Raw genomic sequence first — 22,445 nt, 5'->3', positions numbered from 1 at the left:
TCTTCCTCTACGGCACGCTGCTCGACCGCCGCGTGCTGGCCCGGCAGTCGGGAGACCCCCGGCTGCCATGGCGGGCCTGGCCCGCCAGCCTGGAAGGCCACCGCCGGGTGGTCTTCCGCGGCACTCCCTACCCCACCCTTCGCTCCGCGCCGGGCGGGACCGTGGCGGGGCTGCTGGTCCGTCCCGCCGCCAGGGCGATGTGCCGCCTCCGCGCCTATGAGGGCGCCTGCTACCGCCTCCATCCCTTTCGCGTGCTGACCCGCCATGGCCCGCGCCGCGCCCGGGCCTTCGTCGTGCCGCGCCATCTCGCGGGGGCAGAGCTCTGGTGAAGCCGGCGGCCTGAACAGGGGCGGCGCCCCGCGCTACCGTGTCCCGGACGAATCCAGGGGATGGTTGGAATGTTGCAGCGGCTGCCGGCGGAGCCGGGGATGCGCGAGGAGGAGGTCGATACCCCGGCCCTGATCCTCGACCTCGATGCCTTCGAGGCCAATCTGGATGCCATGGCGGCCCGGCTGGCCCCCACCGGCTCGAAGCTGCGCGCCCATGCCAAGACCCACAAGTCGCCCGTCATCGCGCGCCTGCAGATGGCCCGCGGCGCCGTGGGCCAGTGCGTGCAGAAGGTGGCCGAGGCGGAGATCCTCGCCTGGGGCGGGGTGGACGACATCCTGGTCAGCAACGAGGTGGTCTCGCCGCGCAAGCTGGCGCGGCTGGCGGCGCTGTCGGGCATCGCCCGGGTGGCACTCTGCGCCGATGACCCGGCCATGATCCCGGTGATCGAGGAGGCCGCCGAGGCGGCGGGGTGGCGCCTGTCCGTGCTGGTGGAGATCGATGTCGGCCCCGGGCGCTGCGGCATCGCGCCGGGGCCGGAGGCGGTGGCCCTGGCCGGTCGCATCGCCGCCTCGCCGCACCTCCGCTTCGGCGGGTTGCAGGCCTATCACGGCAAGGCACAGCACCTCCGCACCCCGGAGGAGCGCGCCGCCGCCATCCGCCACGCCGCCGATGACACCCGGCATACGCTGGAACAGCTCCGGCAGCAGGGACTCGACTGCCCCATCGTGGGCGGCGCCGGCACCGGCAGCTTCCCGCTGGAGCTGGAAAGCGGGCTCTGGACGGAGATCCAGGCGGGTTCCTATGCCTTCATGGATGCGGATTACGCCCGCAACGGGACGCCGCCGCCCTTCCGGCAGTCGCTCTTCGTGCTGGCGCAGGTGATGAGCGCGCCCAGGGAAAGCGGCCGCGCGGTGGTCGATGCGGGCCACAAGGCGCTGCCCACCGACAGCGGCATGCCGCTCGTCCATGGGCGCCCCGGCCTGATCTACGGGCGCCCCTCGGACGAGCACGGCACCATCACGGCCGAAGGCACCGCCCTCCCCGCGATCGGCGAGAAGCTCCGCCTGGTGCCCGGCCATTGCGACCCGACGGTGGACCGCTTCGACTGGTATGTCGGCGTGCGGGACGGGCGCGTGGAATGCGTCTGGCCGGTTGCGGCGCGCGGCGCGATGGCCTGATTTCCGTCCCCTGAACGGAAAAGAGCGCCTTTCGCCGGCTCACGCGGGCGGAAGGCGCTCCCCGGAATGGCGGCGAAGGGGGCGGCCCTTCGCCTGGCGCGTCAGCGGCGCGCCTCGCGCTGCTTGGTGCCGGCATGGGCGGCGCGGGCGGGCGCGGGGGCGGGCTTCGCCGGGGCGCGCACGGCGACCGGGGTGGCGGCGCGGCCGCGCGCGGCCTGGGGCTTCGCCGTGCGGATGAAGGCCCCGCCATCGCCCTGCTCCAGGACCTTGGCATTGCGGGTGATCGGACGCAGCGGGCGGATCTGCGCCGCGGTCCGCACCAGCTTCGCCGGGGGATCGCGGCGTGCCAGCTCGGCGGCGGCCAGCCGGGCCTGCCGGGCCGCGGCGAGGCGGGCCACCCGCGTGCCGCCACCAGCGCTCACCGTGGCCGCATGGGCCCGGCCGGTGATCAGCCCGCCGGCGGCGCGCGCGGCACCCGCGCCGGCGGAGGCCATCAGCAGCGAGGAGGGCGCGGAGGGCTCGACGCCCATCTTGGCGAAGCCGTCATCCAGCAGCGCGGCGGCGTGGCGGTCGCGTTCCACCCAGGTGGAGCCGCCGAAGACCGCCACCATCAGCCTCTGCCCCTGGCGCTGCGCCGAGGTGACGATGTTGAAGCCGGAGGCCGAGATGAAGCCGGTCTTGATGCCGTCCACACCGTCATAGGTGCCGATCATCCGGTTGTGCGACCGCACGCGCCGGCCGCCGTAGCGGAATTCCGGCGTGGAGAAATAGTGGTAGCGATTCGGGAAATCGATGTAGAGGCGCCGCCCCAGCGTCGCCATGTCCCGCGCCGTGGTGATCTGCTGGAAATCCGGCAGCCCGTTGGCGTTGCGGAAGACCGTGTTCGTCATCCCGATCTGGCGCGCCTTCTGCGTCATCATCTGGGCGAAGCGGTCGTTGCTGCCACCCAGCGTCTCGCCGATCATCCAGGCCACGTCGTTGGCCGAGAGGGTGACCAGGGCCAGGATGGCCTGTTCCACCGAGATCGAGCTGCCGGGCGGGATGCCCAGCTTCGACGGGGCCTGCGAGGCTGCCTCGGAGCTCATCACCATGCGGCTGTCCAGCGTCATGCGGCCATCCCGCAGCGCCTCGAACAGCAGGTAGAGCGTCATCATCTTGGTCAGCGAGGCGGGATAGCGCGGCTCGTCGGCATTCGCGGCGGACAGGGCCTGACCGCTCCGTGCGTCGATGACGATCGAGGCATAGCGATCGGAGCCGATCTGTGCCGCCGCCGGGGCGATCCCCAGAACGGTTGCCCCCCAGCCCGATACCAAGGCGAATGCCAAGGCCAAGCATCGCACGCGACGGGGCGTGCGCCAGCCAAGTGACATATCCGTAGTTCCCCCTCGCGGACTCGATGTCCAGGCCCAGGCACACCCCCCAGCGTGCCGGACAACCGACGATAATCATCACCCCATGTCCGTGTCCACGGCCATCATGCGGAATTTGCTCGAATTTTCGGAAAGCTGCGGTCCTCTGTCCCCGGCTGGGCACAAATTTTTGTGTCCCGCATCAATTTTGTTGTGGAACCCAAACCGATTTGAGGCGAAAACCCCTTTGCTGCGGCGCAGCAAAGAGCTACAACACTGGCCGCAAGACTTGGGAGATATAGAAGACATGGCTACCGAACCGAAGGTTGCGCGGCTCGCGTCCGACACCACCCAGAACGTCGCTGCGGCCGCCAACGAGGCAGCGCAGCAGAGCAAGGCCGCCCTGGAGACCGGCGCGACCCAGGCTCGTCGCATGATGGAGGAAAGCATGACCCAGGCCACCAAGCTCGCCGAGGGCATCTTCAAGTCCGCTCAGGAAGCGATGGATTTCGGCCGCGGCAATGTCGAGGCGCTGACCCAGGCGACGCAGACCTACGTGGCCGGCACGCAGGATCTGAGCCGCCAGACCTTCGCCCTGTTCCAGTCCCTGTCCGACCAGGCCATGGAGAACGCCCGCGCCTTCGCCACCGTGCGCAGCGTGAAGGACGCGGCGGAGCTGCAGGCCAACTTCGCTCGCCAGACGCTGGAGCGGGTGATGGGCGAGACCGCCAAGCTGCAGGAGGCCGGCTTCCGCCTCGCCGAGCAGGCCGGCGCCCCGCTCGCCCAGCGCATGACGCTGGTGATGGAGCGCGCCACCAAGCCGCTGAACGTCTGATCCCCGTCACGGATCCATGGCGGGGCCGGAGGATATCCGGCCCCCAGGCACAGCCTGGCCGCGAGAGTGGCCGGGCTTTTGCCGTTTCCGGCTTTGGCCCTGGCCCGGCGGGGCGGCACGCATTCCCGCAGCCGCGATCCGGGCCGCGTGGGCCGCGGGACCGGTGCCTTGCATTCCCGGACAGCGAGCGCCATCTCGGCAGCGGTCCGGCGCGCGCCATTTCCGGCGCGTCGCCCCGGCGGACGGTGCGGCTTCATCTTGATATTCCCGCGCCAATCGCCTTCCATTCCAGAGAGCATTCCGCCGCCCCGCCCCTTCCGGCGGGACGGCCCGGTTGAGCGGGCGACCGATGAGCGAACAGGATAAGAGGCCCGACGGGAACACCCCCGGCGGCGGACAAGGGGATCAGGGACCGGCGAGCGGCGTGGTCGTCAAGGCGCGTCCGAAGACGCGCAAGCCCGCCATGTACAAGGTCCTGATGCTCAACGACGACTACACGCCGATGGAGTTCGTCGTGCATGTCCTTGAGCGCTTCTTCCAGAAGAACCGGGAGGAGGCGACTCGCATCATGCTCCACGTGCACCGGCGCGGGGTCGGGGTCTGCGGTGTCTTCACCTATGAGGTGGCGGAGACCAAGGTGACCCAGGTCATGGACCTGGCCCGGCAGAACCAGCACCCACTTCAATGCACGATTGAGAAAGACTAGACGTGAAACAATCGTGTAACGCCTCTCCCGTCCTGTAAGGAAAGGCCCCACATTAGCCTTCTAACCACCCTGTCCCCGGCGCATCCCGCTCCGGGGCAGACCATCAGGGGAGCGTCGCCTCAGTATGCTGTCCCGCAACCTCGAACAGACGCTCCATCGCGCCCTGGCGCTCGCGAATGACCGCCGGCACGAGTATGCGACGCTGGAGCACCTTCTTCTTTCCCTCTGTGACGATACGGACGCCACCACGGTGCTTCGCGCCTGTGGTGTCGAGCTGGAGAAGCTCAAGCGGGACCTCGCCGAGTTCCTGGACAAGGACCTCGCCGGCCTGATCAGCGACCGCGGCGGCGATCCCAAGCCCACGGCCGGCTTCCAGCGGGTCGTCCAGCGCGCCGCGATCCACGTCCAGTCCTCCGGCCGCGACGAGGTGACGGGCGCCAATGTCCTGGTCGCCCTGTTCAGCGAGCGCGAAAGCCATGCCGTCTACTTCCTGCAGCTGCAGGACATGACGCGGCTCGACGCCGTGAACTTCATCTCCCATGGCATCGCCAAGGCCCCCGGCCGGTCACAGAACCGCCCGGTCCAGGGCAATGCCGAGGAAGGTGGCGAGCCCCGGGGCAAGGAGGAGGAGCGCCGCGGCGAGACCGGCGCCAAGCGGGGCCAGGACGCCCTTTCCAACTACTGCGTCAACCTCAACAAGAAGGCGCAGCAGGGCAAGATCGACCCGCTTATCGGCCGCGACAGCGAGATCGAGCGGACCATCCAGATCCTCTGCCGCCGCACCAAGAACAACCCGCTCTATGTGGGCGACCCGGGCGTGGGCAAGACTGCGATCGCGGAGGGCCTGGCCAAGCGGATCATCGAGGGCGACGTGCCCGAGGTGCTGCTGAAGTCCACCATCTTCGCGCTCGACATGGGCGCGCTTCTGGCCGGCACCCGCTACCGCGGCGATTTCGAGGAGCGGCTGAAGGCCGTGGTGACGGAGCTGGAGCAGCATCCGGGCTCCATCCTCTTCATCGACGAGATCCATACGGTGATCGGCGCCGGCGCCACCTCCGGCGGGGCGATGGACGCCTCCAACCTGCTCAAGCCGGCCCTGGCCCAGGGCACGCTGCGCTGCGTGGGCTCCACGACCTACAAGGAATACCGCCAGCACTTCGAGAAGGACCGGGCGCTGGTCCGCCGCTTCCAGAAGATCGACGTGAACGAGCCGTCGGTCGAGGATGCGGTGAAGATCCTCCAGGGGCTGAAGACCAACTACGAGAAGCACCACAAGGTCCGCTACACGCCGGAGGCCATCCGGGCGGCGGTGGAGCTTTCGGCCAAGTACATCAATGACCGGAAGCTGCCGGACAAGGCGATCGACGTGATCGACGAGGTCGGCGCCTCCCGCATGCTGCTGCCGGAGAACAAGCGCCGGAAGACCGTGACGCTGAAGGATGTCGAGGACATCGTCGCGAAGATCGCGCGCATCCCGCCGAAATCCGTCAGCACGGACGACAAGGAGACGCTCAAGAACCTGGAGCGCGACCTGAAGTCCATGGTCTTCGGCCAGGACAAGGCGATCGAGGCACTGTCCGCTGCGATCAAGCTGTCCCGCGCCGGGCTGCGCGACCCGGAGAAGCCGATCGGCAACTACCTGTTCAGCGGCCCGACCGGCGTCGGCAAGACCGAGGTGGCCAAGCAGCTCGCCAAGACGCTGGGCATCGAGCTGACCCGCTTCGACATGTCCGAGTACATGGAGCGGCACTCGGTCTCCCGCCTGATCGGCGCGCCGCCGGGCTATGTCGGCTTCGACCAGGGTGGCCTGCTGACGGATGCCGTGGACCAGCACCCGCATTGCGTGCTCCTGCTCGACGAGATCGAGAAGGCGCACCAGGATCTCTACAACATCCTGTTGCAGGTGATGGACCACGGGAAGCTGACCGACCACAACGGCAAGATCGTGGACTTCCGCAACGTCATCCTGATCATGACGACCAATGCGGGGGCCTCCGACATGGCCAAGGCCGGCATCGGCTTCGGGCGTGAGGTCCGGACGGGCGAGGACGAGGAGGCGATCAAGCGCCTCTTCACCCCCGAGTTCCGCAACCGCCTGGATGCGGTGGTGCCCTTCAGCGGGCTGTCGCCGGAGATCGTGGGCAACATCGTCGAGAAGTTCGTGATGCAGCTGGAGGCCCAGCTCGCGGACCGCAACGTCACGATCGAGCTGTCCTCGGCGGCCAAGGAGTGGCTGGCGGAGCGGGGCTACGACCCCCTCTACGGCGCGCGCCCGCTGGCCCGTGTCATCCAGGAATACGTCAAGAAGCCTCTGGCCGAGGAACTGCTCTTCGGCAAGCTGGTGAAGGGCGGCTCGGTGAAGGTCGGCATGAAGGACGGCATCCTGACCTTCGACATCACCGAGGCCCCGCCCCCTGCCCTGCCCAAGCCCGAGGAAGGCCCGGGCGATGGCGAGGCGGAGCGCGAGCCCGAGACGGCGGACTGATCCGTCCGGCCACCGGGAAACATCAGGGCGCGGCGGGAAAACCCGCCGCGCCCTTTTTCATGCGCGCCGGATGTTGGTGAACTGCGGCGGGCCGCTCAGCATCCCCACCAGCCCCTTCCGATAGGCGGTCGGCTGCCGGATCTTGCCCAGCGGCACATAGGGTACGTCGAGGAAGGCCTGCTTCTGCAACCGCGCCGCCAGATCCTTCTGGCTCGCCTCATCCGGCGCCGTGAACCAGGCGTCGCGCAGATGCTCCAGTTCCGGGCTGGTCGGCCAGCCATTCGGCGCCTTCTCCCCATTGCCGCGCAGGAAGTTGTGCACGGCGGGCGACCACTGATCGATCCCGGCCCAGTAGGTGCAGTAGCAGTTGTAGCCACCTTCCTCGATCGGCTTGCGGACCGTGGCGCGCGAAACGACGCTGCCCCAGTCGGCGGCGACATAGTCCAGATTCACGCCCATCTGCCGCATCGTCTCGGCCACGACCTCGGACACGGCGTTGATGCGCGGCACATCCGTCCCGGCCAGGATCACCACCCGCTCGCCCTTGTAGCCCGCCTCGGCCAGGGCCTTCTTCGCCTTCGCCGGATCGCTGAGCGAGCCGAGCGCCTCCATCCCGACCTCGGAAGCCATGGGGGAGGCCGGGTCGAAGAAGCCCACCCCGGTCTGGCTCAACGCGGGATCGGCACCCGCCGCCGCGGACATGCAGTCCGCTTGGCTCACCGCCGCCAGCACCACGCGGCGGACCGCCGGATTGTCGAAGGGCGGCAGCAGATGGTTGAAGCGCAGGTTGCCGATCAGCCCGGTCGGGTCGTTCACCCGGACCTCCAGCCCCGCATCGCGCTTCAGCACGGGCACGAGGTCGATCAGCGCATGGTCGAGCCAGTCCACCGAGCCCGACTGCACCGCCGCCGCCGCGGTCGCGGGGTCCGGCACCACATGCCATTCCACTCGGTCGAAATGCGCCACCCTGGGCCCGGCGGTGAAGCTGGCCTCGCCGCCTTCGCGCGGCACATAGCCCTCGAAACGGGCATAGGAGAGGCGGGCGCCCGGCACATGCTCCCCGGCCAGGAAGCGGAAGGGCCCGCTGCCCACCATCTCCTTCACCTGCGTATAGGCATCGGTGCTCGCCAGCCGCTCCGGCATGATGACCGGAACATTGGAACCCGGCTTGCCCAGGGCCGCCGGCAGCAGCGGGAAAGGCCGCTTGAGGCGGAACCGGATGGTCCTGTCATCGGGCGCCGAGAGCTCGTCCGTGGCGGCCATCAGCGCCTGCCCGAAGGCATCGCGCCGGGCCCAGCGCCGGATCGAGGCGACGCAGTCGCGTGCCAGCACCGGCTGCCCATCATGGAACGTCAGCCCGGGGCGCAGTGTCAGGCGCCAGAGCTTTCCGTCATCCTCGGTGACATGGCCGGCGACCATCTGCGGCTGTGGCTCGAAGCGGTCGTTCAGGCCGTAGAGCGTGTCGAAGACCAGCAGCGCATGGTTCCGCGTGGCGTAGGAGGTGGTCCAGACCGGGTCCAGCACCGCCGCATCGGCATAGGGGATGAATTTCAGGACGCGGGCATCCTGTGCCCGACCGACCCGTGGCGCGGCGAGCAGGGCGCCGGCCGCGCCCAGTACGGCGCGTCGCTTCAGCATCATGACAGCACTCCATCCCGACATGCTGCCCTTCCGCCTGCAAGCGGCATGCCGGTGGAGGATGGCCGCGGACGGGGCCTAGTTCGGGTTCTGCGCCAGCCGGCTTCGCATGGACTGCGCCTGGGAGGCCGTGACCGCCGGAGCGGCATTGCCCCAGCTGTTGCGGATATAGGTGGTCACCGCCGCCGCCTGGTCGTCGGTCAGGCGCCAGCCGAAGGCCGGCATCGATGCGGCGGTGGGCACCGCATCGGTGGTGGCCGGCTTGGAACCCTGCATCACCACCCGCAGCAGTGTCTCCGGCCCGGACTGCTGCAGCGTGGGACTGCCCGCCAGCCTGGGGAAGAGGCCGGCCACGCCCTTGCCATCCGCGCCATGGCAGGCCTGGCACCCATCCATGTAGATCGCGGCGCCCGCCTGCATCTGGACATTGCCGGCCGGCAGGGGCGCGGGGGCGGAAGCGACGGCGGGCTCCTCGCGCGGCTGCTTCAGATAGGTGGCGATGGCACGGAGATCGGCCTCGGTCATCAGCTTGGTGGAGTATTCCACGACCTCCGCCATGGGGCCGGAGGCGGCGCTGTGCGCGTTATGGCCGGTGCGCAGGTATTCCACGATCTCCTCGATCGACCAGCCGCCAATGCCGGCGCGGTTGTCCGTGGTCAGGGCAGGCGCGAACCAGCCCTGCAGTTCGCCGCCGCCCAGGGTCTGGGAGGTCCTGTCGCCGCCCAGCATGTTCTTGGGGGTGTGGCAGGCGCCGCAATGGCCCAGTCCTTCCACGATATAGGCGCCACGATTCCATTCGGCCGAACGGCCGATCACCGGCTCGAACTCGCCGGGGCGGAAGAAGAGCAGGTTCCAGCCCTTCATCAGCAGGCGGATGTTGAAGGGAAAGGGCAGCGTGTTCCGGTCCACCGGGTTCTGCACCGGCTCCAGCGATTGCAGGAAGGCGAAGATCGCGTCGGAATCCTCGCGCGTCACCCGGGTGTAATAGGTGTAGGGAAAGGCCGGGTAGAGATGCGTTCCATCCGCCGCACGGCCTTCGTGCAGGGCACGGTAGAAATGATCCGCCGTCCAGGTGCCGATGCCGGTTTCGCGGTCCGGCGTGATGTTGGCCGCGCGGATCTGGCCGAAGGGCGTCTCGATCGGCCGGCCGCCCGCGAAGCCTCGGGAGCTGTAGCCGGGCATGCCGGGCGCGATGCCGGAACCGGCATGGCAGGCGGTGCAGTCGCCCAGTGTGGCGAGGTAGCGGCCGCGCTCGATCTGGTCGTAGCGGTCGGGTTCGGCGCGGGCGGGCGAACCGGCGGCCATGGCGGTCGCGGCGAAGCCCGCCAGGGCGAGGAACAGCGGGCGCATCAGGCCTGCACCAGCGGCTGGCCGGGGTTCTTCAGGTACTGCGTGGTGATGGCGTCCGCGGCCATGTAGGCCAGCGCCCCGACCGTGCCGGTGGGGTTGTAGCCCGGGTTCTGCGGGAAGGCGGAGGCCCCGAAGACGAACAGGTTCGGCACGTCCCACATCTGGGAATACTTGTTGATCGCGCTGCTGCGCGGATCGGCCCCCATGATCGCGCCGCCGGTGTTGTGCGTGGTCTGGTAGGGAACGACGTCCCAGCCCGCCTTCTTGGGCGTGGAGCGGATCTGCTTCGCGCCCATGGCCCGCATGATCGGCTCCATCTTCTGCGTCACATAGGCGGACATCTTCACTTCGTTGTCGTGGTAGTCGAAGGTCATGCGCAGCAGCGGCCGCCCGAGCCGGTCCTTGTAGGTCGGGTCCAGGTCCAGGTAGGCGTCGCGATAGGACATGACGCTCCCCTGGCTGCCGACATTGGCGACCTTCAGGTAGTTCTCGGCCGTCGCCTTCTTCCAGGCGCTGCCCCAGCGCGGCGTGCCGGGCGGGGTGGGGCGGGCGGAGATCGGCCGCGCATTGGTGGTGGTGCAATTGATGTTGGCACCGCCGACGAAGCCCAGGCCGGTGTGGTCGAAGACATCGCCCTGGTAGTCGTCACAGGTCATGCCCAGCGCGCCCGCCCCCGCCCAGGCATTGAAGAGCTGGTCGTCGAAGAAGCCGTTCACCGAGGAATTGCACTGGTAGGCGTAGTTCTTGCCGATCACCCCCTCCCCCGTGTTCGGGTCATAGGGGCGGCCGATCCTCGAATGCAGCAGCAGCCGCACGTTCCAGAGCTGGTAGGCGCAGAGGAGCACCATGTCGGCGGGCTGCTCCCATTCCTGCCCCTGCGGATCGACATAGACGACGCCGGTCGCCGTCTTGCCGTCCGCCGACATCAGGATATGCGAGACCTCGCACTGCGTACGGGCCTCGAAGCCGGGATGGCGCATCAGCAGCGGCAGGATCGTGGTCTGGGCGCTGGCCTTGGAATAGTTGGCGCAGCCGAAGCGCTCGCAGAAGCCGCAATAGGTGCAGGGCCCCATCGTGATGCCGAGCGGGTTGGTATAGGGCTGCGACATGTTCGCCGAGGGCAGCGGGAAGGGATGCATCCCGACTTCCGTCGCCGCACGGGTGAAGAGGTTCTGCGCGTGCGACATCTTCATCGGCGGCGTCGGATAGGGGCGCGAGCGCTCGCCCTCGAAGGGATTGCCGCCCGGCTGGATCTGCCCCTTCAGGTTCCCCGCCTGCCCCGCGATGCCGCAGAGATACTCGAACCTGTCGTAGTGCGGCTCCAGCTCCTCATAGGTCAGGCCCCAGTCGGCGATGGTCATGCCCTCCGGGATCATCGACGCACCGTAGCGTTCCGTCAGGTGCGAGCGCAGGCGGAAGTCGCTCGGCATGAAGCGCCAGGTGTGCCCGTTCCAGTGGATACCCGCGCCGCCGACGCCGTTGCCCGGCAGGAAGCTGCCCCAGTTGCGGATCGGCAGCGCCCGCTGCGACGGGTTGTTGCGCGCCGTCACCGTGTCCTGCGCCGGCTGCGAGAAGAGCTCGTTGCGGATGGCATAGCGCAGCTCGTCCGGCGCCGTGCCGATGTTGAAGTCGGTGGAGGTGTCGCGCCAGGGGCCGCGCTCCAGCGCTACCACCTCCAGCCCCGCCTGGCAGAGCTCGTAGCCCATGATGGCCCCGGTCCAGCCGAGGCCGACGATCACCGCATCCTTGCGTGGCAGGCGCTGCATCAGATGCGCCCTCCCGATCCGGCGGTGATCGGCGGGCCGCCGGGGCCGCCCCATTCCGGGCGCCCCATGAGACCCACGGGCGGGATGGTGTAGCGCTGGTTCGGATGCGCGATCACGTCACGGAAGTCGTAGCGCGCCCCGGGGAAGCCGATCATGCGCCAGCCGACCATGCCCTTGTTGCCGCCATAGATCGGATCGGCGAAGTAGCCTTCCATGACATTGCCGTAGATCTGCTCGAACAGCACCTTGCCGTCGAAGCCGTCGAGCTTGACCTCGCCCTTCTCCAGCCCGGTCAGCAACTTGTCCTGGTCCTCGCCGCCGAGGTCCTGGAAGCGGCGGTTGCTGAAACTGGCGGCGACATGCCGCGCGAGGGCCGCAAGGCCCTGGCGGTAGATCTGCCGCGGGGTGAAGGGCAACTGGTAGCCCTGGGTCGGCAAGGGGTCGGCGGGAAAGGGCCCCTGCATGTACCAGCCGTCGCGGCGGCCATAGGGGCCGGCGAGCTGGCGGTCGATGAAGATGGCGCAGCCCGCGTCGCGCCCGCCGGGTCCCAGGGAATCGGTCGGGATCATCCGCTCGGCGATCACCTCGATCACCGCGGCCTCATCCGCCGTCAGGAAGAGCCAGGATCCCGGCTGGGCCATGGTCTCCGGCGGCCAGACCTCGCCCGGCTGCCACGGCAGCAGGCCGCGGATCTCGCGCGCCTGTCCGGTTGCGCCCAGCGCCACGAGAGCACTGGCCGACAGCAAGGCCCGCCGCCGCGTCAAACCACCCCGCATCGGAAACTCCACTTTCTTCCCGCAGCCCTGCGGCCCCGGCTTTGCGGGCGATGCTAGGCAGGCTGGCGCAGGAGGAAAGCGAGGCGCGCGAGTCCCGGGGCGCTTATCGTCTTGTCTTGAACTTCATGAACGGAAGTTCACCGGTCCGGCAGACCGGGCCAGCCCTGGCGGCAAACCTGTCAGCTCAGGGCCTTGCGCGCCTTCTGCAAGCTGTCCCGCTGGGTTTCGCTGACCTCGGGATAATGCAGGTCCAGCTTCCGCATCGTTCCGAGCAGGATCTCCGCCACCAGCAACCGGGTCAGCCACTTCCGGTCCGCCGGCAGGACGTACCAGGGCGCATAGGGCGCGGCCGTGGCGCGGATCGCCGTCTCGTAGGCGGTCTCGTAATCGTGCCAGCGGCGCCGGTCCACGATGTCGGAAGGCTGCAGCTTCCAGTTCTTGTCCGGCTCGTCGATCCGGGCCAGGAAGCGCTTGCGCTGCTCCTCCTCGCCGAGATGCAGGAAGAACTTCAGCAGCACCGTCCCCTGCCGGGAGAGGTAGCGCTCGAAGCAGGCGATGTCCTCCAGCCGTTCGTCCCAGATCGTGTCATCCACCAGGACCTTCGGAAGCGCCTCGCCGGCCAGGATCTCCGGATGCACGCGGGCCACCAGGACCTCCTCGTACCAGGAGCGATTGTGGATGCCGATCCGGCCACGGGCCGGCAGCGCCACCACATGGCGCCAGAGGAAGTCGTGCTCGCGCTCCAGCCCGACCGGCGCGGAGAAGGAGACGACCTGGCAGCCCTGCGGGTTGATGCCGGAGAAGACATGCTTGATGGCACTGTCCTTGCCCGCGGCGTCCTGCGCCTGGAAGATGCAGAGCACGGACCAGCGGCGGCTGGCATAGAGCCGGCCCTGCAACTCGGCGATGGCCTCGATCCGCTCCTGCAGCGCCGCCTCGCTTTCGACCTTGGTCAGCGGGATGCTGCCCTTGTCGTCGGTGGCATAGTCCTTCAGCGCGAATCCCTCACCCGAGGTGATGCGCCGTCGTTCCACGAGCTGGCGAATAGGATTCGACATGGGTTGGCCTCCGTTCCGTCCGGTGCAGCAAGCAACGCGCCAGCGACGGCACCGTTGACCGCCGCGTCCGGGCGGGCGCTTCCTCGTTCACGGCAGGTCCAGGCGGACCGAGACGGGGCAGTGATCCGACAGGCGTTCCTTCCAGCCCGGCTCGCGCTCCGCATAGACCAGCACGCGCAGGCTGTCCGGCACCAGCCAGTCCCGCGCCGCGCCGCCGAGCAGGATGTGGTCGATGAAGTCCCGCCCGCCCCAGCAGGGATCGGAACGCCCCTCCGTGGTGCGGAGCAGCGTGCCGCGCTTCGCGATCCGGCGCAGGAAGGCATCGCGCGGCCCCTGGAAGCGCCGGTTGAAGTCGCCCAGCACGGCGAAGCCGCCGCCCTCCGCCTGCCGCGCCGCGATCCAGTCCGCGAGGATGCCCGCCTGCTCGCCCAGGATCGTGCATTCCCGGTCGCCTTCCAGGAAGGCCCCCTGGCGACAGCCGGCCTTGAGATGCACCGCCAGCAGCCGCAGCGGGGCGCCACCCGGCCCCTCGACCGTCACATCCACGCCCCGCCGCAGGCTGAACCGCGCCTCCGGCGCCCGGTCCAGCGCGGCGAGATCGGGATTCTGCCGCGCCCGCAGGCGGCGGCGCACGGCGATGCCGACACGCTGCACATCATGCTCGTCGGCGAAGAAGAAGCGCCATTCCGCCGGGTCCAGCAGCCGCGCCGCCGCTTCCGGCCCATCCACTTCCTCCAGCGCCAGCACATCCGCCGCCAGCCGCTGGGCATAAAGGCGCAGGCGCGCGAAATCCTCCGCGCCGCGGCCGGGCAGTTCGGGCGGCAGCAGCGGATCGCCCGGCCCGCGCGTGGTGAGCCAGTTCAGGTTCCATGTCGCCAGCTTGATCTCCCCGGCCCGGGCCGGCGCCGCGAGGAGGAGGAGAACGGCGAGGCTAGAGAAGAGACGGCGCATCTTCCATCTCCGGTTCCGGCGGCTCCACCAGGGTCTCGTCCAGGCTCCGCGCGCCGCAGCGGAACAGCCGGGCCGCCAGCAGGTCCAGCGCCGCCGGGTCGCGCGTCCGGTCCGCCGCGTCGCCGCGGGGCACCCAGATCACCGTCTCGTAGCGCGCCCGCGTCAGCAGCACGCGATAGGTGTTGCGGATGAAGTCGCGCTCCTGCGCCTGGCGCACCAGTTGCCAGGCGCTGCCGAGGAAGCGGCGTGCCTGCCACCCCGATGCACCGGCGGGCAGGAAGTCGCCACCCCAGGCCAGCCCCGCCACATCCAGCTCCAGCCCCTGACAGGCATATTCCGTCGCGCCGGTCTCCAGCGCGTCGGAGGCGCGCACATCCGGCCAGCGGCGCAGGAACCAGTCCGCCACCGCCGGCGCCGGCACCTCCTCGCCGAAGCCGTCGCCACGCAGGCGGCGCGCGCCGGAACTGCGCAGGATACCGGCCCGCCTCTCGCCCCGCGCGAAGTCGCGCAGGGCCCACCGCAGGGCACCCAGGTCGCGGGTGAGGAAGACCGGCAGCCCGCCCTCGGCCTCCGCCGCGATGTGCGCGGCCTCGGCGCCGCGCCCGTCCAGCACGGCCTCCACCCAGGGCGCGACGGCGGCGCTGCGGATGCCGCGGATCGGCACGGTCAGGTCGAGCGCCGGATCGAGCCGCAGCCAGGGCACCGGCCCGGGGGCGAGGCGCTGCACCGGATCGGCGGCCCCCAGCACATGCGGCGCGGCCACCGCACGCCAGCGCCCGTCGGCGGCGATGCAACGGCCCCATTCCGCCAGCCCGGCCTCGCCCGTGTTGATCTCCTGCCCCTGGCCGATCAGCGCGACGATGGCCGACCAGCCCTCGGCCCGCGCCATGATCTCCAGCGTATGGGCGGGTTCGCTCATGGTCAGCACGGCCTTGCGCCGCTGCGTGTCGCGGCTCGCCTGCCTCGCGTCCCAGGCACGCTGCGCCTCGTCGAAGACGATCAGCCGTTCCGGCGGCGGTCCATGCCGCGGGTCACCCGCATGTTCGGCCAGGAAGGCATGGACGTTCTGCAGCGCCGACTTCACCCGCCGCTCCGCCTCCTCCCGGCCACAGGCACCGCGCGCCACCGCATCCTGGGCCAGCGCGGCGCGCAGCACGCCGACCAGCGGCACGTTGCCGGTCAGGAAGGCCGCGCCGTCCAGCCGTGCCGCGCCGAAGACCGCGTTCAGCCCGCACAGCGTCTTGCCCGCGCCGGGGATGCCGGTGACGAAGATCACCACCCGCGCCGCATCGCGCCGGGCCTCGTCCAGCGCCCGCGCGATGGCCTCCGTGGTGCGGGTCAGGTTGGCGGCGTCCGAACGGGCCGCCGCGATCTCCGCCACCCCGTGCCGGGCATAGAGCATGGTGGCGGCCTCCACGATCGTCGGCACCGGGCGATAGGGGGCGGCGAGCCAGGATGCCCCATCCAGCGGCATGGCCGGGGCCGGGACGGAAGCCTGCACGGCGGACAGCAAGGCGGGCAGGCCGCGCGCATTGGCACGCAGCGGCGGCACCACCGCGTGCCAGAGCAGGCTGAGCTGCTGCGCCCCCTGGTCCAGCGCCAGCAGCGGCACCAGCACGGGCACGATCGGATGCGCCCGGCTGCCGGCATGGAAGTCGCGCAAGTCCAGCGCGTAGTCCTCCACCTGCCGCAGGTCGGCGGGGGAGAAGCCCTCCCCCTTGAACTCCAGCACCAGGATCGCGCGGTCGGTCAGCACCACGGCGTCGATGCGCTTCTCCAGGCGCAGCAGCTCGTATTCGAAGGCCAGGGTCCAGTCCTCGCCACCCGCCTGTGCCACCGCCTCGCGCAGCAGGGCCGCCGAGGCTTCCCAGGCGGCGAGCTGGGCATAGGTGGCGTCGAAGCCGCGCCGGGTCTGTGCCGCCGCGAGGCGTCCGGCGACATCGGCGGCTTCGGTCCGCAACAGTTCCGCGCCGGTGCAGGCGAACCAGGCCCTCATGCGCGCCGCCGCGCCGGCCAGGTCGCCAGCAGCAGGCTGGCCAGCATCAGGGCGAAGCCGGCGAGATGCGCCGTGGTCATCGGTTCCCCCAGGAACAGCACCGCCGTCACCGCCGCCGAGGCAGGCAGGAAGGCCATGAAGACGCCCGCCAGGCCCGCCGGGGCGCGGCGCAGGCCGGAATACCAGAGCAGCAGGCTGAACACGCTCGCCGTCAGCCCGTGGAAGACCAGCAGGCCGGCCAGGAGCGGATCGGCCAGCACGCCGGCCGCGCCCGGCCAGGGGATGGCCAGGGGCAGCCAGGCGGGCAGGAGCAGCATGGCGGAGAAGATCTGCATCCACAGGCTCGCGGTCAGCACCGGCATGCGCCCGGCGAGGCGCTTGGACAGCAGCGCATAGGCGGCCTCGCCACAGACGGCCAGCAGCACCAGCGCATTGCCCGCGAGGCTGCCGCCCCCGGAACCGCCGCCCCCGCTCCGGGCCAGGGTGACGGCACCGATCCCGCCCGCCGCCAGCAGGGCCGCCGCCCAGCCGCGCGGCGTCAGCCGTTCCCGCAGCAGCAGCGCCGCGCCCAGCGCCACCACCGCAGGGATGGCCGCCAGCATCAGCCCGCCCTCCAGCGCCGTGGTCAGGCGCAGGCCGAGCAGCAGCGCGGCGTTGTAGAGCACCGTGCCCAGCAGCGCCTGCCAGAACAGGTTCAGCAGGGCGCCGCGCGGCGGCGGGCGCAGCCCGTCCCGCCAGAGCGACAGCGGCAGCAGCACCGCGACGGCCAGCAGGCAGCGCAGGCCGAGGATCATGGCGATGGGCAGCGCGCCGGCCAGGGTCTTAGCGACGCCGACATTGACCCCGGTGAGGATCATCGACCCGGCGAGCTGGGCATAGGCGGTCAGCATCGCGGCGCCGGGCGCTCGCCCCGCGGCACTGGTGAAGCCGGCATCGGTGGTGGCGTCAGTCCTCTTGTCCATCCCGGCGGAAGGGCGAGGCCAGGGCCAGCGCCTCCATCTCCGCCAGCATGGCCGGACGCTCCTGATTCAGGAAGCCCGCCACGGCACGACGCAGCCCGGCATGCTCGATCCAGTGCGCGGAATAGGTCGGCACCGGCAGGTAGCCGCGCTGGATCTTATGCTCGCCCTGCGCCCCGGCCTCCACGCGCGGGATGCCATGCGCGATGGCGAAGTCCATGGCCTGGTAGTAGCAGAGCTCGAAGTGCAGGAAGGGCGCCTCGACCAGCGAGCCCCAGTTGCGCCCGTAGAGGGCGTCCCGCCCGATCAGGTTCAGCGCCCCCGCCACCGGCTCGCCATCGCGCTCCGCCACCATCAGCACCACGCGGTCGCCGAGCCGCTCGGAGAGCAGCGGCCAGAAGCGCGGCTTCAGGTAGGCATCGCCCCACTTGCGGTCCACGGTGTGGCGATAGCACCGGTGGAAGACGCGCCAGTGCTCCGGCGTGATCTCGGCGCCCCGCAGCGCGCGGAAGCGCAGCCCGGCCGCCTGCGCGTCCCGCCTTTCCCGCCGCAGCGTCTTGCGCTTACGCGAGGACAGGGCACCCAGGAAGTCGTCGAAGCTGGCATAACCCGGGTTGGCCCAGTGGAACTGCGTGCCCAGACGCCGCAGCCAGCCCGCCTCGCCCAGCGCCTCCCACTCCGCGCCGGTGCAGAAGGTGACGTGGCAGGAGGAAAGCCCCAGATCGGCCACCGCCTGCCGCAACCCCTGGGCCAGCGCCGCCACCGGCACGCCGCCACCGGGGCGGGTCAGCAGGCGCGGGCCCGGCACGGGGGAGAAGGGCACCGCCACCTGGAGCTTGGGATAGTAGCGCCCGCCCGCCTGCTCGAAGCCGCGCGCCCAGCCCCAGTCGAAGACGTACTCGCCATAGGAATGGCTCTTGGCATAGGCGGGCGCCACCGCGAGCAGCGTGCCGCCCGCATCGCGCAGCGCCGCGTGCTGCGGCAGCCAGCCCGTCCTGCCGCCGGCCGAGCCGCTATCCTCCAGCGCCGAGAGGAAGGCATGGGAGACGAAGGGATTCTCGTCCCCCGCGCAGGCATCCCACTCGGCGGCGGGAATCTCTGCGATGCGCGGATGCAGGGTCAGCGTCAGTTCGGGCGCGCCATCAGGCATGGGCCCAATGTGCGCCCTCCCCCGGCCAGCGCAAGTTCCCGCCGCTGCGATGCGGCAGAGGGCGGAGCCGGGGCTTCCGGATCAGGCGATCTCGATCATCGCCTCGACCTCGACCGCCGCGTCGCCGGGCAGCGAGGGCACGCCGATGGTCGAGCGCGCATGGCGGCCGGCCTCGCCGAAGACCTCCACCGCCAGGTCGGAGGCGCCGTTCATCACCACCGCATGCTGGGTGAAATCCGGCGTGCAGGCGATGAAGCCGCCCAGCCGCACCACGCGCTTCACCCGGCCGAGATCGCCGCCCAGCGCCGCCCGGGCCTGGGCCAGCACGTTGAGGAAACAGGTCCGCGCCGCCTCGCGCCCGGCCTCGGGGCTGACGCCCTGGCCCAGCTTGCCGGTGACGGCGATCTTCCCCTCCTGCATCGGGATCTGGCCGGACACCACCAGCAGCGACCCGGTGATCACCGCGGGCACATAGTTGGCGATGGGCGTGGCAGGCTCGGGCAGGGTGATGCCGAGTTCCCGCAGGCGGGCGTCGATCGGGCCGGACATGGACATGCTCCTCGGAAGAGAACCGGGGGCCGTCATAGACCGGGCCACGCGGCCCGGGAAACCGCCAGCCTGGGAAACCCCCAACCCGGGTTTCCTCAGCCCACCAACCGCAGGCTGCGCCGCCGCGCCTTGGGCCCGGCGGGAGCCTCCAGCGGCAGCAGCGGCTGCTCGCCCGCCGCCGCGCCCAGCTCGGCGCCGCATTCCTCCTCGGTCGGGTCCGCCAGGGCCGGCCCTTCCAGGTATTCCAGCGCCAGGCGCCGGAACCCCCAGTCCAGGATCGAGGTGGCCCGGGCAATCCGCGGGTCGCCCTCCACCACCCCAGCCGGGCCGAAGCGCGTATAGGCATGGGCCTGCACGAATTCCGCCAGCGGCACGCCCCGGGCGAGGCCCAGCGAGACGGACTGGCACAGCGCGTCCAGCACGCCCCGGAAGGCCGCGCTGTCCTTGGCCAGCGTCAGCGAGACCTCGGACAGCGTGCCGTCCGGATGCTCGGCGGTCCGCAGCGTGACCTTGTGCCCGGCGATGGACACCTTCCAGACCTGCCCGCGCGCCGCAGCGCGGGTCGGGGCGGGCATCGGGGCCGGGCGGGGCCGTTCCGAGGCGGCGACCGGCGCCGGAGCCCCGGCATGGAGGAAAGGCTCCACCGCAGCCTGCATCGCCGCCCGGGCCTCCGGGCCACGCGGCGCCAGCAGCGCCTCGGCCCGCGATCCGGCGCGGCGCGCAGCGGCGGTGGGCTCCTCCCCGCCCGCATCGGTCAGTCGGCTGGGCCCAGCGGCGGGGGCGAGGCCGGCCGACTCGGCGCCGAGCAGAGCCTCCACCGCATCGGCAGGGCAAAGGGCGAAGAGCGATTCATGCCGCAGCCCAGGCGCGCCGGCGGCGGCGTCCAGCGCCTCGCGCGCGGCTTCCGCCAGCCCGGGCACCACGCAGGCGGCGGGCGGCGGCGGCGCGAAGAGCGTCACCGGCGCACGCTCTCCCAGCATGGCGGCGCATTCACCGCTGGCCGCCTCGGCGGCGCCCCGGGTCAGGGCAGAGATGGCCTGGGCCACCTCGCGCGCCTCGCGGCTCTCATAGTCGAGTCCCAGCCCGGCCAGCAGCCCCGCGAGATCGGCGAAGCCGATCCGCAGCCGGCGCGCACGTCCGGCGGACAGTCCCTCCAGCGCCAGCACCGCGAGACGGACCGCCTGCGCATAGCCGGCCGAGTCGAAGCCCGCCGGGGCTTCCAGGAAAGCGGGGAGGTTCAGCACGAAACGCGGCTCCTCCTCGGTCGAGTCGCGCCAGATGGAGGCACCGGGGGCGCCACGCCGGGCCAGCAACAGCGCCCGCAACGCCTCGGCCAGCGACCCGGCCTCCGGGAGGCCGAGCGCGGCGGCGCCTGCGGCGGCGCGGCGGATCCAGGCCTCCGCCAGGGAGACCAGGGAAAGGGAGCGGGCGCCGGAACCCGCCTCCGGCACCAGGGCGGCCAGGGCGTCAGCGGCGCCGTCCTCCCAGGCCGCGGGCAGGGCCACGGCGCGGGACGGCGCATCCGGATCCGCCCGGCCGCGGGTGCGGCGCAGCGTCACGTCGGACCACACGGTGCCTGCGAGCCTCTGCATGACTGTCCTGCCCCCGAAAGGAAATTCCCGCCGGTGAAGCAACATGTGGTGACGCCCGGAGTCAACCGCCACCAGATACGGTAGGAAAAGCGCGGCCTTTCACGCGCGGCGCCCGCATGCCATATGGCGGTGCCAGGAGGCCCCAAAGCCCATGTCCATGCTCATGCGCCTGTGCTCCGGCTTCAAGGGCCGGAAGGTCGGCACCGACCGCCACGGGAACCTGTATTTCGAGAGCCGCAACGTCGTGCCCGGCTTCAACCACACCCGCCGCTGGGTGGTGTATGCGGGCAAGGCGGAGGCCACCAACGTGCCGCCGGAATGGCACGGCTGGCTGCACCATGCCACGCCGCGGCTGGACGAGAGCCGCCGCTATCCCTGGCAGCTCGACCACCAGCCGAACATGACCGGCACCGCGCTCGCCTATCGGCCGCCCGGCCATGACTACAAGGGCGGGGAGCGTCCGAACACCGCGGGCGACTACGAGGCCTGGACGCCCGGCGCGTGATGGCATGCCGGATGGCCGGGCCCTGGCCTTCCGGGATTTCCGGGCACCCGTTCCGCCCCGTCGGATAAGGATCGTGATTTGAAGGGACGCAGCCTCGCCGAGCTCGCGGCCGGCGCTATCGTGCTGGTCGTCGCCGTGGTGTTTCTCGCCTATGCCGCCACGAATTCCGGCCGGTCCACCACCAGCACCGGAATGACGCTGCACGCGCGCTTCGACCGGATCGACGGCCTCGCCCCCGGCTCCGACGTCCGCATCGCCGGCGTGCGGGTGGGCAGCGTGACGCAGGAGCGCATCGATCCGCAGACCTTCCTCGCGGTGGTGACGATGCAGGTGGATTCCGGGCTGAAGCTGCCCGACGACACCTCGGCCGAGATCACCTCGGAAAGCCTGCTGGGCGGCAAGTACATCGCCCTGGTCCCCGGCGGCAGCGACAAGGACCTGCGGGACGGTTCGGAGATCAGCATCACCCAGTCCTCCGTCAGCCTGGAGGCCCTGCTGGGCAAGTTCATCTTCTCGGTGACCCAGATGAACTCCGCCAAGCCCGAGGAGGAAGCCCCCGCGAACGGCCAGCCCGCCCCCGTTGGGAATGGTCCTGCCGGAGCCCGGCGCCCGTGAGCGGAGGGCTGCAGCCGCCGGAGCTCTGGCCCGGCCAGGACGGCCAACCCCTGTCCTGCCGCGACAAGCTGAAGGTGCTGGGCGAGAACCATGAGGAGCTCGTCCAGGTGCTCCGAGATGCCTTCGAGGATGCGGTGCTGATGGGGGTGGACGAGACGGCGATGCGCCGGCTGCTGCACGGGGTGGTGGACGCCCTGCCCTCCCCCCGCCAACCGAGGGTCTGAGCGCGCCGATGCGGGTCGCCCTCCTTCCCACGCTGCTGCTCGCCGCCATCCTGCTGCCCGCCGGCCCCCTGCCGTCCGGCACCGGGGATGCCAGGGCCCAGGAATCCGCCAACTGGATCCCCGGCAAGACCGCGAAGCTCCAGGCGCTCGACAAGGTGACCGCCCAGGTCACCGTGCTGGATGCGGCGGTGGACAGGCCGACGAAGTTCGGCACGCTCAGCATCACCGTCCGTGCCTGCGACTACCACCCGCCCGACGAGGTGCCGGACGCGGCCGCTTTCATCGAGGTGCGGGACACGCTGGCCCCCAGGGATGCGCCCCCGGCCTTCCGGGGCTGGATGCTGGCGAATGCCCCGGCCGTGAACATGCTGGAACACCCGGTCTACGACCTCCGCATCCTGGAGTGCCGCTGACCACGGCCGATTGACGGCTA

The 22,445-nt window shown here is 70.7% G+C and carries 21 protein-coding genes; 9 read left to right on the top strand and 12 right to left on the bottom strand.

Translation table 11 applies throughout. The annotated features are described in order from the left end of the window. Positions 1-32: 32 nt before the first annotated feature. Together RGI145_RS25395 and RGI145_RS05580 are read left to right on the top strand one after the other, a co-directional pair. On the top strand, positions 33-329 hold the full coding sequence (locus tag RGI145_RS25395) for a gamma-glutamylcyclotransferase family protein (RefSeq protein ID WP_167668236.1): 297 nt from the start codon (positions 33-35) through the stop codon (positions 327-329). Positions 330-398: 69 nt separating this feature from the next. Continuing rightward, positions 399-1,508 carry a DSD1 family PLP-dependent enzyme gene (locus tag RGI145_RS05580; protein ID WP_075797579.1) on the top strand — a complete coding sequence of 370 codons (1,110 nt, stop codon included), beginning with the start codon at positions 399-401 and terminating at the stop codon, positions 1,506-1,508. A 101-nt stretch (positions 1,509-1,609) separates the two neighbouring features. Here the strand turns inward: RGI145_RS05580 and RGI145_RS05575 are convergent, their stop codons facing one another. Then, positions 1,610-2,833, bottom strand: coding sequence for a D-alanyl-D-alanine carboxypeptidase family protein (locus RGI145_RS05575; RefSeq protein WP_237183214.1), 1,224 nt, complete (start codon positions 2,831-2,833; stop codon positions 1,610-1,612). Positions 2,834-3,164: 331 nt separating this feature from the next. Between RGI145_RS05575 and RGI145_RS05570 the strand changes: the two genes are divergently transcribed. From RGI145_RS05570 to clpA, 3 genes are all read left to right on the top strand, one after another. Beyond that, a complete protein-coding gene (locus RGI145_RS05570; RefSeq protein ID WP_075797578.1) occupies positions 3,165-3,692 on the top strand; it encodes a phasin family protein in 528 nt (175 codons plus the stop codon). Positions 3,693-4,041: 349 nt separating this feature from the next. Then, positions 4,042-4,398 (top strand): ATP-dependent Clp protease adapter ClpS, encoded by a 357-nt coding sequence (clpS, locus tag RGI145_RS05565; protein WP_027279944.1) that lies wholly within the window; start codon positions 4,042-4,044, stop codon positions 4,396-4,398. Between the two features lie 124 nt (positions 4,399-4,522). After that, the gene (clpA, locus tag RGI145_RS05560; protein ID WP_075797577.1) at positions 4,523-6,883 is read left to right on the top strand and encodes an ATP-dependent Clp protease ATP-binding subunit ClpA; all 2,361 of its coding nucleotides are present in this window, start codon (positions 4,523-4,525) and stop codon (positions 6,881-6,883) included. 57 nt (positions 6,884-6,940) lie between these two features. Here clpA and RGI145_RS05555 read toward each other — a convergent pair whose 3' ends face one another. From RGI145_RS05555 to RGI145_RS05505, 11 genes are all read right to left on the bottom strand, one after another. Next, on the bottom strand, positions 6,941-8,521 hold the full coding sequence (locus RGI145_RS05555; protein WP_390889851.1) for an ABC transporter substrate-binding protein: 1,581 nt from the start codon (positions 8,519-8,521) through the stop codon (positions 6,941-6,943). A 78-nt stretch (positions 8,522-8,599) separates the two neighbouring features. Then, positions 8,600-9,871: a c-type cytochrome gene (locus RGI145_RS05550; RefSeq protein WP_075797576.1), complete on the bottom strand. Its 1,272-nt coding sequence runs from the start codon at positions 9,869-9,871 to the stop codon at positions 8,600-8,602. Next, on the bottom strand, positions 9,871-11,637 hold the full coding sequence (locus RGI145_RS05545; RefSeq protein WP_075799864.1) for a GMC family oxidoreductase: 1,767 nt from the start codon (positions 11,635-11,637) through the stop codon (positions 9,871-9,873). Before RGI145_RS05545 ends, RGI145_RS05550 begins: the two co-directional genes overlap by 1 nt. Next, positions 11,637-12,413, bottom strand: a complete 777-nt coding sequence (locus RGI145_RS05540) for a gluconate 2-dehydrogenase subunit 3 family protein (RefSeq protein WP_075797575.1) — start codon at positions 12,411-12,413, stop codon at positions 11,637-11,639. The genes RGI145_RS05545 and RGI145_RS05540 overlap by 1 nt, the downstream gene beginning before the upstream one ends. A gap of 179 nt (positions 12,414-12,592) precedes the next feature. Beyond that, entirely contained in the window at positions 12,593-13,471 is an 879-nt protein-coding gene (locus tag RGI145_RS05535; RefSeq protein WP_075797574.1) for a PPK2 family polyphosphate kinase, read from the bottom strand. 87 nt (positions 13,472-13,558) lie between these two features. Beyond that, on the bottom strand, positions 13,559-14,422 hold the full coding sequence (locus tag RGI145_RS05530; RefSeq protein ID WP_075797573.1) for an endonuclease/exonuclease/phosphatase family protein: 864 nt from the start codon (positions 14,420-14,422) through the stop codon (positions 13,559-13,561). Continuing rightward, complete coding sequence (locus tag RGI145_RS05525; RefSeq protein WP_075797572.1) at positions 14,403-16,418, bottom strand: DNA/RNA helicase domain-containing protein; 2,016 nt, start codon at positions 16,416-16,418, stop codon at positions 14,403-14,405. Before RGI145_RS05525 ends, RGI145_RS05530 begins: the two co-directional genes overlap by 20 nt. After that, positions 16,415-17,380: a DMT family transporter gene (locus RGI145_RS05520; protein WP_083670449.1), complete on the bottom strand. Its 966-nt coding sequence runs from the start codon at positions 17,378-17,380 to the stop codon at positions 16,415-16,417. The genes RGI145_RS05525 and RGI145_RS05520 overlap by 4 nt, the downstream gene beginning before the upstream one ends. Then, the gene (locus RGI145_RS05515) at positions 17,364-18,527 is read right to left on the bottom strand and encodes a GNAT family N-acetyltransferase (RefSeq protein ID WP_075797571.1); all 1,164 of its coding nucleotides are present in this window, start codon (positions 18,525-18,527) and stop codon (positions 17,364-17,366) included. The genes RGI145_RS05520 and RGI145_RS05515 overlap by 17 nt, the downstream gene beginning before the upstream one ends. Positions 18,528-18,608: 81 nt before the next feature. Next, entirely contained in the window at positions 18,609-19,076 is a 468-nt protein-coding gene (locus RGI145_RS05510) for a RidA family protein (RefSeq protein WP_075797570.1), read from the bottom strand. A gap of 95 nt (positions 19,077-19,171) precedes the next feature. Continuing rightward, a complete protein-coding gene (locus RGI145_RS05505; RefSeq protein WP_075797569.1) occupies positions 19,172-20,668 on the bottom strand; it encodes a TSCPD domain-containing protein in 1,497 nt (498 codons plus the stop codon). Between the two features lie 151 nt (positions 20,669-20,819). Here RGI145_RS05505 and RGI145_RS05500 point away from each other — a divergent pair, with 151 nt between their 5' ends. The 4 genes from RGI145_RS05500 to RGI145_RS05485 all read left to right on the top strand — a co-directional run bounded on the left by RGI145_RS05500 (position 20,820) and on the right by RGI145_RS05485 (position 22,425). Further along, complete coding sequence (locus RGI145_RS05500; protein WP_027279955.1) at positions 20,820-21,173, top strand: NADH:ubiquinone oxidoreductase subunit NDUFA12; 354 nt, start codon at positions 20,820-20,822, stop codon at positions 21,171-21,173. A 78-nt stretch (positions 21,174-21,251) separates the two neighbouring features. Further along, on the top strand, positions 21,252-21,788 hold the full coding sequence (gene mlaD / locus RGI145_RS05495; RefSeq protein WP_075797568.1) for an outer membrane lipid asymmetry maintenance protein MlaD: 537 nt from the start codon (positions 21,252-21,254) through the stop codon (positions 21,786-21,788). Continuing rightward, on the top strand, positions 21,785-22,012 hold the full coding sequence (locus RGI145_RS05490; protein ID WP_075797567.1) for a hypothetical protein: 228 nt from the start codon (positions 21,785-21,787) through the stop codon (positions 22,010-22,012). Before mlaD ends, RGI145_RS05490 begins: the two co-directional genes overlap by 4 nt. Positions 22,013-22,020: 8 nt before the next feature. Further along, complete coding sequence (locus tag RGI145_RS05485) at positions 22,021-22,425, top strand: DUF2155 domain-containing protein (protein WP_075797566.1); 405 nt, start codon at positions 22,021-22,023, stop codon at positions 22,423-22,425. Positions 22,426-22,445: the final 20 nt, after the last annotated feature.

It is taken from the genome of Roseomonas gilardii, from assembly GCF_001941945.1.
Lineage (GTDB): Bacteria > Pseudomonadota > Alphaproteobacteria > Acetobacterales > Acetobacteraceae > Roseomonas.
The sequence above is the reverse complement of the archived record's forward strand: the minus strand, read 5'-3'. Positions and strand labels throughout refer to the sequence as shown.